Origin of the sequence: Pigmentiphaga aceris, assembly GCF_008119665.1 — a bacterium.
GTDB classification, from domain to species: domain Bacteria; phylum Pseudomonadota; class Gammaproteobacteria; order Burkholderiales; family Burkholderiaceae_B; genus Pigmentiphaga; species Pigmentiphaga aceris.
In genome coordinates this window covers 259,265-272,763 of sequence record NZ_CP043046.1, presented here as the reverse complement: position 1 = coordinate 272,763, position 13,499 = coordinate 259,265, and the positions used below count along the sequence as shown (strand labels likewise).

The following is a 13,499-nucleotide window of genomic DNA, read 5'->3' as shown; positions in this document are numbered from 1 at the left end:
TGGTAGCACCCAGTGCTACATTTTTGCCATGACAACCAAAAATAAGTTCAAGCGCGACAGCTCCGAAGCGATCCATTCGGCTGCGGCCATGCTCCACAAGCTTGGTGCACTCGACAAAGCAACGATGCGGGACTTTGATGCACGTCACTTGGCAGTGCCCGACAGCATCGAACCTGCGCAGATCAAACAACTTCGCGAGGCCAACAACGTCAGCCAGCCGGTTTTTGCCCGCTATCTCAACACCAGCGAGAGCACCGTCGAAAAGTGGGAGACGGGGGCCAAACGCCCAAGCGGCATGGCGCTCAAACTGCTGAGCATCGTTCAAAAACACGGCTTGCAAGTCTTGGCATAGCACGGCGACCTTCTGCCCACAGCAAGTCCTTCAAAAAGCAGCGTGGCACCAAATACGCTGCCAAGGCAGCCACAGGATCTGGCGCTCACGTACACTTGCAGTTTACGTAAACGTCAACCAATCCTCGCCGCCCGCCAGGCTGTTTCCGTGGCTGGCTGGCCTCTTGCCAAGCACACCAGCACACCCAGGAACGCCATGAATCCTCTGGAAGCCCGCCTCAACTATCCCTTCGGCGATGCACTGCCCGAATTCGGCAAGACCCGCGACATCGTCCCCGGCCTGCGCTGGGTGCGCATGCCGCTGCCGTTTGCGCTGGACCACGTCAACCTTTGGCTGCTGCGCGACCGCATCGATGGTCGCGAGGGCTGGACGGTAGTCGACTGTGGGGTGTCGCGCGACAATCTGAAGGCGTACTGGACCGAGATTTTCGATCACGGCCTGGATGGTCTGCCGATCCTGCGCGTGCTGGTCACCCACATGCACCCAGACCATGTGGGCCTGGCGTCGTGGTTGACGGAGACCTGGAATGCGCCGCTGTGGATGACCATGACGGATTACGCGCTGGCCAAGCTACATACGGAAAGCCGCAACCCGGGCCGTGGCGATCAGATCGCCGCGCACTATGCGCGCCACGGCGTGACCGACCCGGATGCGCTGGGACAGCTGCGTGCGCGCAGCAGCTATTTTTCCGATCTGGTGCCTGCGGTGCCCGACCAGATGGTTCGCATCATGGATGGCGACCAGATTCGCATCGGTGATTTCACCTGGGAGGTGATCGACGGTGCCGGCCATTCGCCGGAACATGCGGCGCTGTATGACCGCGAGCGCAACATCCTGATCGCGGGCGACATGGTGTTGCCGCGCATCTCGACCAATGTCAGCGTGTTCGATACCGAACCCGAGGCCGACCCGCTGCGTCTGTATCTGCGCTCAATCAAGAAGTTCGCGCCCTTGCCGGAAGATGCGCTGGTACTGCCTTCGCACGGCCGCCCTTTCCACGGCTTGCACGAGCGCATTCGTCAGCAGGAAGACCACCATGCCGAGCGCCTGGCCGAGGTGCTGGCCGCCAGCAAGACACCCCAGTCTGCCGCCGAGATCGTGCCGCTGATGTTCAAGCGCAAGCTGGATGTGCACCAGCTGACCTTTGCGCTGGGCGAAGCGCTGGCGCATCAGCATCTGCTGTATTACAGCGGGCAGTTGACGCGCACGATCGGGGACGATGGGATCGTGCGCTTTGTGGTGGCTGGGTAAAAGTCTGCGTTCCTGGGGTTGAGCGCCTGGAGGCTGACATCACAAGATGCGCAGCCTAGCTGCGCAGTTCCGCAATCGCCTGCCCTTCCGTCGCGAACACCTTGCCTGGTTCGGGCAGGGGCAGCACCTGAGTGGCCCGCAACACGTCTTCGACCTGCTTTTTCAAACCAGACAGGTGCAGTGCGATGCCACGCTCGCGCAAGGCACCAACCAGGTAGGCAAGCGTCTCGACGCCGCTGTTGTCGATGCCGTTGATCGGCCCGGCATGCAGCAACACCTGGCGGATGCCCGGGTCGGCGCGGCAACGGTCCAGGATGAAGTGTTCCAAGGGCGATGCGGTGACGAAGTTCAGCGCCTCGTCCATGCGCACGGCCAGCAGGCCGGGGGCAAGCGGCGGCAAATCCAGCCGTTGACGGTCGCGCAAGGTGCCGTCTTCATGCGCACTGACCTCGATGATGCGCGGGTGTGAACGCTGGTACAGGTAATGCCCCAGGGACAGCAAAAAGCCCGCCAGCACGCCCCACTGCAATTGCGGAGCGGCGATCAGGGTCGCCACCACGGTTGCCAGTGCGATGAAGGTTTCTGTCCGCGATGCGCGCCACAGCTGCACGAACCACTTGGGTTCCATCAGGTTCAGTACCGACGACACGATGATCACTGCGGCCAGAGTCGGCAGCGGCAACCAGGCCAGCAGCGGCGTGAACCACAGCAAAGTCGCCAGCACACACAGGAACGAGAAGCCTGCCGTCCAGCCGCTGAACGCACCGCTGTAGACATTCAATGCCGAACGCGAGAACGACGCGCTGACCGGGAATGCCCCGCAGAAACCGCTGGCCACCTTGGCCAGGCCCTGTCCGATCAATTCCTGATTGCCATCCCAGCGCACGCGCTGAATACGCGAAATGCTGCGGGCGCTGGCCAAGGTTTCCACAAAGCTGACCAGCGCAATCACAATTGCTGCGGGCAGCAGCGCACGGTAGTCGGACCAGTTCATCAGCGTGGGCATGGTGATGTCCGGCAGACCTGCCGGCAACTCACCCACGACCGCGCCACCGCGTGCGCGGTAGCCGGTGATCCAGCTGAGCACGCCTGTGCATAAGGCCGCAAACACCACCAGTGGATAACGTTTTCCGTAGCGGCGCAGCAAGACCAGAAACGCCATCGTGCCCAGGCCGAACAAGGCACCCAGCTTGTCGATGCTGTACCACGCAACCGCGGGCGCGCCTTCGCGCAGGGCACCCCACACCTGGCTTGCATCCATGCCCAACAAGGCCGGCAACTGCGACAGTACGATCAGCAAGGCGGCCGCCTGCGTGAACGCCTTCACCACAGTGGATGACAGGAAATCAACAATGGTGCCCAGGCGCAAGGCACCAATGGCGAACTGGATCGCCCCCGACATGAGCGCCAGCCACACGCCGAGTTCTGCCCATCGTGGCGATCCGGCCCATGCCAGCCCGGACAGCGAACCGGCGATCAACATGCTGGTCAGGGCTACCGGCCCGATACCCAGCAGGCCGCAAGATCCCCACAAAATGCCCACCAGCGGCGGCAGCAATGCCGCATACAAGCCGGTGATCGGCGGCATGCCGGCCAGGATGGCATAGGCCACGGCTTGCGGTACCAGGATCAGGCCCAGTGTCAGCCCGGCACGCGCGTCGGCGCGCAGGCTGGACGCGGTGGGGCGTGGCCAAGCCAGGAATGGGGCATAGGGGCGGAGCCAGGTCTGCCAGCGGGCGCGGCTCATCGTGCAAGGATCATGAGAAAAAACCAGGATATGCAAGCTGTCTAAGGGCAGGCCATCTGGCCCGACTATACCCAGGTCCCGCATCACCGTTCCACACGGCTATGGATTCACGTCGCTCGTTGCGGCAGACACGTTGATTTCCAACTCAATGCCCTTGTTTGAATACGCCACTGAGTACGAAGGAATAGCGTTCCGGCCGGATGTAGAACGTTGTTCGGTCGCAGCAGCGGCCATCGGCGAACCAGGACGTACGCTCCATCACCAGCAACGCCGCCCCGCGCGGCACGTTCAGCGCAGTGGCCAATGTCTTGTCTGCCTGCTGGGCACGGATGGCCATGTCGGCACGGCTGACTGCACAGCCGGTGACGCTTTCCAGCACCGAGTAGATCGGTTGCTGCTCCACGTCTTTCCACACCACGGTTTCCAGTTCAAGCGGCAAATAACTGCGTCCCATCGCAATGGCCTCGCCGTCGACGAAGTGAAGGCGCTCGACGCACAGACATTGCAGTGACGAACCAAACAGCACCCGCAGCGTCTCGGGTACAGCCACTACCTGACTGCCGGTCACTCGCATGCTTGCGTTCAAGCCTTGCAGCAGCAGCGCTTCATGAAAGCTGCGCAAAGCATCCAGGCCGTGCCGCACCTGTTTGGCTGCCGCGAACGTACCCTTGCCCTGTTTGCGTTCGACCACGCCGTCATCGCTGAGTTTGCCGATCGCCAGACGGACTGTGACCCGGCTGACCTTGAAACGCTGACCCAGTTCGGCCTCGGACGGCAACTTGCCAGAAGGCTCGAAATCCCCACGCCGGATTTCATCCAGAAGCTGTTGAGCGATCTGCTGGTAAAGCGATGTAGTGCTGTCGCGAAGAATACTCAAAGTGAAATTCCAAAAGCGCGGGAGCCATATCGGCGCGGCATCTTGCTTCGTCTCTATGGATATGACAATACAGTCTTAAGCCAACTTGTATTAATACGTATTATTGCAAGATCTCTATTGTAGTAGTGCGCGCCCGCCGTCATGCCCCAAATTCCGCCAGAGTCGCGCCCGTCGGTCGATGCATTGCGCGCCGATGCGGTCAGCTTCAGCTACGCCAATGGCCGCCCGGTATTCGACCGTTTCAGCCTGCGCGCCAAGCCCGGTGAATTCGTTGCCATCCTGGGGCCGTCCGGCTGTGGCAAGACCACATTGCTGAACCTGCTGTCTGGCTTTCAACAACCTCAGGCCGGCCATATCCACATCAACAATGCGCCGGTCCGCCCCGAACGTGCCGAGCTGGGTTACGTGTTTCAGGGACCGCAACTGTTCCCTTGGCTGAGTGCGCTGGAAAACGTCCGCTTTGGCCTGCGTATGGCACGCCAGGGCAGTGTGGCCGAACAACGCGAGAAGGCCAGGTCATACCTGCGTCTGGTCGGTCTTGAACACGCGGCATTGCGTCTGCCCCGAGAGCTGTCGGGTGGCATGCAGCAGCGGGTGTCATTGGCCCGCACGCTTGCGCTAGAACCTGGCGTATTGCTGATGGATGAACCGTTCGCCGCGCTGGATGCGATCAGCCGCGCCGCCATGAACGAAGAGATTTTGCGCATTTGGGCACAACTAGGCCAGACGGTGTTGTTCATCACGCACGACATCGACGAAGCCGTGTTTCTGGCCGATCGGGTCGTGATGCTGAACATCGCGCCGGGTGGCATACACAGCGAGTTGCAGATCGATCTGCCGCGCCCGCGCAACAACTTGCAGACGCGCCGCCTGTCTGCGTTTCTGGATTATCGCAACACGCTCATGGAGCGCATTGCCAGTGTCATGGCGCAGTCCGAAAACGCCATCCAACCCTAGCCCTTCACCCGAGTTGAACGCATGATCAAACGCACACTCCTGGCAGCTTCCATGCTTGCCCTGACTTTGACCGGCAACGCCTGGGCCGCTGACCGACCGTTGCGCGTCGGATATGTCTTTGCCATGGCCAATGCCCCGGCGCTGATCGCCGACAAACAAGGGTTCTACAAACAGGAAGGCCTGGAGGTCGACCTGCGTGCGCTGGGTGATGGCCCGGTGATCCAGCAGGCACTGGCTGCGGGCGAACTCGACGTGGCCTACGTGGGCACCCCACCCGTCTACCAGTGGTACACGCGTGGCCTGAAGAGCACCATTCTGGCCAAGGTGAATTACGGACAGGCGGCGGTCATCGTCGGCAAACAAAGTCCGGTCCAGACACTGGTCGATCTGAAAGACAAGAAGCTCGCCGGCGTAAAGAAAGGCAGCGGCATGGACGTGCTGCTGCGCGGTTATGTGCTGAAGGAAAACGCCAACCTCAATCCCGACAAAGACGTGAACATCATCGACATGCCCCCGGGCAACATGAATGCCGCCTTGGACAAGGGCATTGTCGATGCGGCATTCACCTGGGAGCCTTTTGTCAGTCAAGCCTTGTTGCGCGGCAACAGCCGCGTGCTGCTCGACATCAATCAGGCATTGCCGCAATACCCCTGGTATGTGGTGATCGGTCTGCCCAAGACCTTGCAGGAACGTCCCGACGATGTCGTGAAACTGCTGCGCGCGCACCGCAAGGCAGTGGACTTCCTGAATCAGCATCCAGAGGAATCCAACCGCATCATCGCCGAGGCATTCAAGCTCGAAGCGGTGCAAGGGGCGGACGGCAAGACCATCAATCCGGTGGACATCGTTGCGCAGGCGCGAACGCGCCTTGGCTGGTCTACCGAACTGCGGGCCAAGGACATTGAATTCATCGAACGCCTGATGAACTATTCAACCGATCTGGGTTTCATGAATGGCAAACCGGCAATTGCCGACTTGGTGGATACGTCCTACCTGGAAAAAGCCTCGCGCTGAACAGGTGATGCCAATGTTGAAACCGACCTGGGGCTGGGCTTCCCTGCCCTTTCTGCTGCTGATCTGGATCGTTGCGGCCTCGCAGGTACCCAGCTACGTGCTGCCGCAGCCGTGGACAGTGGCGCAAGAAGCTGTTCGCTGGATCGGCGACGGGTCGCTGTGGAAACAGTTTCGCGCCAGCATGCTGGCAGAGCTGGCGGGCTTCTGCTCGGCGGTAGTGGTGGCCGTCTTGCTGGGAATGGCAGGCGGACTGTCACGGCAATTCCGTGACTTCGTCGCACCGCTCAACAGCCTGTTCATGGCGATCCCCCCAATCGCGTGGGCACCGCTGATCATGATTGTGTTCGGCCTGGGATTCTTCTCGATCGTGCTGGTGATTTTCATCGCTGCCATGTTTCCGATGGCTGTCACGATTCAAGAGGGCGTACAGAGCATTCGCGGCGGCGAGGTACGTGCTGCGCGCACGCTGGGAGCCAACCCGTGGCAACTGCTGGCACACATCTATCTGCCGGCCTCGCTGCCTTTCCTGACTGCTGCCCTGCGCATTGGTTTCAGTCAGGGCTGGCGGGCGCTGGTGGCCGCAGAAATGATCGGCGCATCACAAGGCATCGGCTGGATGGTGTCGATGGGCGGGCAGATCGGCAACAGCAGCCAGGTGCTGCTGGGCATTGCGCTGATCGGCCTGATGGCCTGGCTGATGGAAAGCCTGGTGTTTCGCCGCATTGAACGTCATTACCAGGCTTGGCGCGCGGACTGATCCTGCGCTCGACCGCATACCCGATCTTTTGCACGAGGTGCATCTTGACCACATCTTTCGATCCGCGCGACGCCGGTAATTACACCGCGCCGCAAGGCCTCTACGAACGCAACAAAGCCCGTCCGTTTCTGGGAAGCATCCAGAGCAACCGGCAGACCTTGGTCGCCGGGCAATGGGATGAGATCACCCTGACCTATGAAGTGGGTGCCAGTGGCCTTGCCGATGGAGCCTGGTTGAAGCTCGCCTTCAAGTTCTATTCCGACTGGGCGCTGTTTCAGACCTCCAACCCGGCAGGTGCCAACTATGTCAGCGTCGAATATCAGGCAGGTGAACTGGTCCCGGGCCAGAGCCAGGCCACCGTGCAGCACCTGAAGGTCCGCTTCGACCAGAAAGGGCACGAGCGCCCCTTTCAAAAGGCGATCATCATCGACATCGTCGATGGCTACCTGAACCCTGGCGACCGCATTGTCGTTCGTCTGGGCGACCGTCGCCAAGGCGGCGCGGGCACGCGTGTACAGAGTTTCGTCGAAAAGGATTTCCGACTGCGCCTGTTCATCGATCCGCTGGGCAGTTCGAAATTTGCCGAAGTACCCGGCGACCTGGTGTGGGACATCGTGCCGGGTGCCCCCAGCCGCTTGCAGCTGATTGCGCCGCGACTGATCAGCGTCGATGAGGCGTTCGACGTATTGCTGCGTGTGGACGATGTCTGGGGCAACACCTGCCGCCAGTTGCCACTGCCAGGCACTCTGCATTTGCGGGGACCGGATGGCGAATCGCAAAGCTTGTCTTTCACGCTTGCCAGCGAAGGCTGGGCAGTCGTGCGCCTGCCTGGTCTGCGGCTTCAGAAAATCGGCGAATGGCAACTGCGCGCCCATGTCGATCATCTTGATGTGGCACCGGCACAGGCCTTCGTCAATGCAGACCCACAAGGCACCGGGTTGCGGCCGCTTTATGCAGACCTGCACGTGCACTCCGACGACACGGTAGGCACCAACGACACGTTATACAACCTGAGCTACGGCCGAGATGTTGCTGGCTTGGACATCCTGGGTTACACCGCCAACGATTTCAACATCACCGAAGCGCGCTGGGATCAGGCCGTCGAGCTGATTCATGAGCTGAACGAGCCCGGCCGCTTTGTCTGCTACCCGGGCACGGAATGGTGTGGCAATTCCTGCGCAGGTGGAGACCGCAACGTGGTGTTCCTGCACGACCGAAAACCGGAGTTTCCATTCGACAATCAGGGACGTCTGGTGCGGTCCTTCGAATGGAACGAATTCACCGCAGGGACCATCAAACCAGGTGCCTGGCCGGTGGACGAACTGTATGCAGCCTATGCCAAAGATCCCGAAGGCCATTTGATGATGCCGCACGTGGGCGGCCGTCGCTGCAATCTGGACTGGCATCACCCGGACCTGGAACGCCTGATCGAAGTCGGCTCGGCGTGGGGCCAATTCCATTGGGTGTATGCCGAAGCTTTGCAACGCGGCTATCGCGTGGGTGCCGCCGCCAATAGCGACGAGCACCAGGGCCGCTGTGGGGGCGGCGTGCCGGCTACGGCGGTGTTCGGCTCACGCGGCGGACTGACAGGCGTGCTGTCGTCGGGGTTTGACCGTGCCAATGTTGGCAAGGCACTACGCGCCCGTCGCACCTTTGCGACCACCGGAGAACGTTCATTCGCCAGCTTGCGAGCGGGCGAACATGTGATGGGTGAAGTTTTCACCGCAACGACAGAGACCACGCTTGATTACCGCCTGCTGGGGGAAAGCGGTTGGGAACAAGTCGATCTGTTCGACGGCGAACGCCTGATCTGGTCACGCAACCTGCACGAAGAACTGGGCTTCAGCAGCCAGCGTGTTCGCCTGCGCCTGGGCGGCGCACGCATCAAGGACCGGTATCGCGGTGCCTACTGGACCGGCGAAATCCGGGTGACAGGTGTCGTCATCAAACAGTTCGACGCACTCGGTCTGGATCATCCCGAGCAGACGGTATGGCGTCAGGACGCCACCAGCCTGGCCTTCCGCACCGACACCAATGGCGACACGGACAGCATTGAAATCGAGCTGTCTCAGTTGGCCGGGGCCAGCATCGAGATCCACAGCCGCATCGACAGCTATGTGAAGGTCGGGGACCCCGCTCAGCCGGAAGCTTATGTGCATGCGCCCAGCGTCGAACTTGCCGTCGCCGGTGACGACTTGCTGGCCGAGGGGCAACGCGTCATTGCCTTGCCGGGCGCAGAACTGAAGCTGTCTCTTGAACGCATAAGCGCGCATGCCCTGCCACGCGAATTGGCGGGTCAGATCGGTATCAAAGACCTTCATCTGAGCGCGGATCGCGAACATCCATTGTTCATATGCGCGCGTCAGCGCGATCAATCACGCGTATGGACCTCGGCACTGTTTTTGACCATGACTGCATAGCGGCTGATGACCAGGCGGATGGCCGCCGCAAGTTCGCTTTATGATTAGACCCCACCTTCTGACGATGTCGATCAAGCAGAACGGCCCGAAGGAAGTTGCGTTACATCCACGAACTCGCCTGCCACCGCCCCCATCATGCCCACCACGTATTCCACCCGCGACCTGCTCGCCCAGCTGATCGCCTTCGACACCACCAGCAGCAAATCCAACCTGGATCTGATCCGCTGGATCGAGGCCTATCTGGCGCAGCATGGCGTGGAAAGCGCCCTGACCTTCAATACCGAAGGCACCAAGGCCAACCTGTACGCGACCATCGGCCCGAAGGGTGTGGCCGGCATCTGTTTGTCGGGCCACACCGATGTGGTCCCGACCACCGGCCAGCCGTGGACTGCCGACCCCTATACGCTGGTGGAACGCGACGGCAAGGTGTTCGGCCGGGGCACGTCGGACATGAAGGGCTTCATCGCCTGCGTGCTGGCCGCCGTGCCGTCGTTCGTGGCGGGTGTGCGCGACGTGCCCATCCACCTGGCCTTCAGCTACGACGAGGAAGTCGGCTGCGTGGGCGTGCGTGGTTTGCTGGCGGCCTTGGCCAACGAACCGGTGAAACCGCTGGCCGTGATCATTGGCGAACCCACGCTGATGCACGTGGCGCGTGGACACAAGGGCAAGCAGGCCTATCGCGTGGTGGTTGAAGGCCGCGCCGGACATTCGGCGCTGACCCACCTGGGGGTCAACGCAATTGAATACGCCTGCGACCTGATTTCCTTCCTGCGCAACAAGGCCAACAGCCTGCGTGATGACGGCCCGCACGATGCGGCGTTCGAGCCGGCCTACACCACGATCCAGACGGGCAAGGTGTCGGGTGGCATTGCGATCAACGTGATCCCCGAGCGCTGCGAATTCGACTTCGAGATCCGGTATCTGCCCACGGACGACGTGGTGTCGATGATCGATGAAGTCAGCACCTTCGCACGCGAAACCGTGGAACCGCAGATGCGTGTGGTGGACCCAGCCTGCGGCGTGCACTTCCAGCGGATCTCGGCCTACCCCGGCCTACAAGGCCGCAATGCCCACGGTCTGCAAAGCTTCTGCTGCGCGCTGACCGGTTTCAAGGACACCATCACGCTGTCCTTTGGTACCGAGGGCGGCTTGTTCGAAGAAATCGACATTCCGGCCATCGTCTGCGGACCGGGTTCGATCGAACAGGCGCACCGGCCGGATGAGTTCATCGAGCTGGATCAGTTGGCACGCTGCGATCAGTTCATGCAGGACTTGCTGGCGCAGATTGCGAAGCCGGGTTTCGCGCTGAAATAACCAGGGGCATCCTGGGGCGTCGCGGTACATGCACGCCCCAGGATGCATCACCCGATATCAGCCCAACTGACGCAATTCCCGGCGAATGATCTTGCCGGTGGCGGTCATCGGCAGGCTGTCGACAAAGGTGATTTCGCGCGGGTACTCGTGTGCAGCCAGGCGTGTGCGCACATGCGCCTGGATTTCGCGTACCAACGCATCGTCACCGACCACCCCTTCGTGCAGGATGATGAAGGCCTTCACGATCTCGGTGCGGATGTCATCCGGCCGGCCCACCACCACCGCCATGCGCACGGCCGGGTGGCTGATCAGGCAGTCCTCGATCGGACCCGGGCCGATGCGATAACCCGCGCTGGTGATCACGTCGTCATTGCGGCCCACGAAGCGGATGAAGCCGTCCTCGTCGCAGGTGCCCATGTCACCGGTCAACAGGTAGTCGCCCGCGAATTTTTCGCGCGTGGCCTCGGGGTTGTTCCAGTAGCCCAGGAACATCACCGGGTCGGGCGAGCGCACGCCGATGTTGCCCTCGACCCCGATTGCTACCGGCACACCGTTGTCATCGACGATGGCCACCGCATGGCCGGGAACGGCCTTGCCGATGGCACCGACCTGCGGCGCGAACATGGCCGAGCACGAGGACACGGTCATGTTGCATTCGGTCTGGCCGTAGAACTCGTTGATGGTCACGCCGAACACACGACGTCCCCAGTCGATCAGTTCTTCGCCCAGCGATTCGCCACCACTGGCCACCGACTTCAATGACAGGCCGGGCCGCACCGACTCATCGACCTTGCCACGCATGAGTTTCAAGGCAGTGGGCGGCAGGAAGGTGTGCGTGACCTTGTGACGCGCCATCAGCTCGACGGCTGCCGACGCCTCGAATTTTTCAAAGCGTCGGGCCAGCACCGGAATGCCGTGATGCCACGACGGCATCAACACATCCAGCAAGCCGCCGATCCACGCCCAGTCGGCCGGCGTCCACATCAGCCCGGCATCTTGCGGGAAGAAGTTGTGCGACATCTCCACGCCCGGCAGGTGGCCCAGCAGCACCCGGTGTGCATGCAGTGCGCCCTTGGGTTTGCCGGTGGTGCCCGAGGTGTAGATGATCACGGCCGGATCGTCGGCCAGGGTCTGGCGGGGAATGAAGGCTGGCGAAGACGCGGCCAGTTCAGCATGGAAATCGAGCACTGCATCGGCAGACAGGTTCGTGTGCGCGCTGCCGTCGATCTGTCCGGTGGCAGGCTGCGCCGGCACAGCCGCAGAACTCGCCACATCCACGCAATACACCGTCTTCAAAGCCGGCAACAGATGCCGGATCGGGCGGATTTTCTCGACCCCTTCGCGATCGGTCACCAAGGCGGTGGCCCCGCAATTGCCCAAGCGGTATTCCAGCGCATCCACGCCGAACAGCGTGAAGAGCGGCACGGCAATCGCGCCCAGCTTGTAGGCCGCCACGTGCGCCACCGCCGTCTCGGGCGCTTGCGGCAACAGAATGCCGATGCGATCCCCCACCACCACGCCTTGTTCGGTCAGGCTGTTGGCCAGCCGGTTCGACAGCGCACGGATGTCGTCAAAGGTGTAGTGGGTCTGGTGGCCATCGGCCTGTTCGTAGATCAGCGCCAGGCGGCCGCTGCCGTCGGCCCACTTGTCGCAGACATCCACACCGATGTTGTAGTGCGTGGGCACCTGCCAGGCAAAGCTGCTTGCCAGCGAAGCGTAGTCGTCGGTCGGCGTCAGCATGTTGTCGTCCTGCTCATCAGAATCCTGTCCTTATTCTTGCAAGCCCGCAGGCGGGCGGTAAAGAGGAAAGCCGTCGAAGCTGCTGGTGCGCTCGGCCGGGGCCAGCTCCCACGAATGGCGGGCGTTCGGCACCCCGCCATCTACCCGGATGACTGTGCCGTTGATGAATGATGCGGCATCCGACAACAGGAAGGTGACCGCAGCGGCCAGTTCGGCCTCATTGCCGAAGCGTTGCAGGGGCACCTTCTTTTTCAGCGCCCGCAACACGGCCTGGTAGGACGGGTCGTAGCTGTCCATGCCGTGCGATGCAATCCACCCCGGTGCCACCGCATTGACCCGCACCCCTGCGTAGGCCCATTCACACGCAGCCGTTTCCGTGAAGTTCCATACCCCGGCACGCGCTGCGCCCGAGTGCCCCATGCCTGGCATGCCGCCCCAGATGTCGGCCAGCATGTTGACGATCGCACCCCCGTGCGCAGACATCCATTGGGTAAAACACTCGCGCGCCATCAGGAAAGTGCCCAGCAGGTTGGTGCGTACCACTGCCTCCCAGCCGTTGGCCGATATCTTGTCCAGCGGCGCGGCAAACTGTCCGCCTGCGCAGTTGAACAAACCATCGATGCGTCCGACGTCTGCCAGTATTGCGGCAACCGTTGCACGCACACCGGCTTCGTCACGGATATCGACCGCATGGTGGCGCAGCGTGTGCGCCTGGTCCGGGTAGATGCGGCTGAGTTCGTCTTGCACCGCCACCAGCTTGTCGGTCTTGCGGCCCACCAGCACCACTTGTGCGCCCAGCGACACCAATTCGTGCGCGGTGCAGCGGCCCAGACCGCTGCCGCCGCCGGTCACTACCACCACTCGCCCGTCAAACAGGCCGGGACGGAAGGCAGAGCGATAACGCGATGTGGTGTCTGCATCTGAAGCGCTGCCTGCGCTTGCAGGGCTATCCGCGTGTGGGGGCACCATGTCATTTCCATGCGGCACAGCAGGACTCCTTTTGGGTGGTGAATGCGGTGTCGCCGTGTACAGGCCCTGCGAATGCAGGATGGCTGGCGAGTCCGACTTCG

The 13,499-nt window shown here is 61.9% G+C and carries 11 protein-coding genes; 7 read left to right on the top strand and 4 right to left on the bottom strand.

The window, feature by feature from the left end; all coding sequences use genetic code 11:
* The first annotated feature begins 28 nt into the window (after positions 1-28).
* Entirely contained in the window at positions 29-352 is a 324-nt protein-coding gene (locus FXN63_RS01200; protein ID WP_148812066.1) for a helix-turn-helix domain-containing protein, read from the top strand.
* Positions 353-547: 195 nt separating this feature from the next.
* Entirely contained in the window at positions 548-1,603 is a 1,056-nt protein-coding gene (locus tag FXN63_RS01195; RefSeq protein ID WP_148812064.1) for an MBL fold metallo-hydrolase, read from the top strand.
* Between the two features lie 55 nt (positions 1,604-1,658).
* On the opposite strand, the gene FXN63_RS01190 is transcribed toward FXN63_RS01195, so the two are convergent.
* Together FXN63_RS01190 and FXN63_RS01185 are read right to left on the bottom strand one after the other, a co-directional pair.
* Complete coding sequence (locus tag FXN63_RS01190) at positions 1,659-3,350, bottom strand: SulP family inorganic anion transporter (RefSeq protein WP_148812062.1); 1,692 nt, start codon at positions 3,348-3,350, stop codon at positions 1,659-1,661.
* Positions 3,351-3,495: 145 nt separating this feature from the next.
* Positions 3,496-4,227, bottom strand: coding sequence for a GntR family transcriptional regulator (locus FXN63_RS01185; protein ID WP_148812060.1), 732 nt, complete (start codon positions 4,225-4,227; stop codon positions 3,496-3,498).
* A 141-nt stretch (positions 4,228-4,368) separates the two neighbouring features.
* Here FXN63_RS01185 and FXN63_RS01180 point away from each other — a divergent pair, with 141 nt between their 5' ends.
* The 5 genes from FXN63_RS01180 to argE all read left to right on the top strand — a co-directional run bounded on the left by FXN63_RS01180 (position 4,369) and on the right by argE (position 10,689).
* Positions 4,369-5,184: an ABC transporter ATP-binding protein gene (locus FXN63_RS01180; protein WP_148812058.1), complete on the top strand. Its 816-nt coding sequence runs from the start codon at positions 4,369-4,371 to the stop codon at positions 5,182-5,184.
* Positions 5,185-5,235: 51 nt separating this feature from the next.
* Positions 5,236-6,198: an ABC transporter substrate-binding protein gene (locus tag FXN63_RS01175; protein WP_246164997.1), complete on the top strand. Its 963-nt coding sequence runs from the start codon at positions 5,236-5,238 to the stop codon at positions 6,196-6,198.
* Positions 6,199-6,211: 13 nt separating this feature from the next.
* Positions 6,212-6,955: an ABC transporter permease gene (locus FXN63_RS01170; RefSeq protein WP_246164996.1), complete on the top strand. Its 744-nt coding sequence runs from the start codon at positions 6,212-6,214 to the stop codon at positions 6,953-6,955.
* Between the two features lie 44 nt (positions 6,956-6,999).
* Positions 7,000-9,375 (top strand): CehA/McbA family metallohydrolase domain-containing protein, encoded by a 2,376-nt coding sequence (locus FXN63_RS01165; RefSeq protein ID WP_148812052.1) that lies wholly within the window; start codon positions 7,000-7,002, stop codon positions 9,373-9,375.
* 135 nt (positions 9,376-9,510) lie between these two features.
* On the top strand, positions 9,511-10,689 hold the full coding sequence (gene argE, locus FXN63_RS01160) for an acetylornithine deacetylase (RefSeq protein ID WP_148812050.1): 1,179 nt from the start codon (positions 9,511-9,513) through the stop codon (positions 10,687-10,689).
* A 57-nt stretch (positions 10,690-10,746) separates the two neighbouring features.
* On the opposite strand, the gene FXN63_RS01155 is transcribed toward argE, so the two are convergent.
* Together FXN63_RS01155 and FXN63_RS01150 are read right to left on the bottom strand one after the other, a co-directional pair.
* Complete coding sequence (locus tag FXN63_RS01155) at positions 10,747-12,429, bottom strand: acyl-CoA synthetase (RefSeq protein WP_148812048.1); 1,683 nt, start codon at positions 12,427-12,429, stop codon at positions 10,747-10,749.
* A 30-nt stretch (positions 12,430-12,459) separates the two neighbouring features.
* Complete coding sequence (locus FXN63_RS01150) at positions 12,460-13,398, bottom strand: SDR family oxidoreductase (protein ID WP_148812046.1); 939 nt, start codon at positions 13,396-13,398, stop codon at positions 12,460-12,462.
* Positions 13,399-13,499 lie beyond the last annotated feature (101 nt).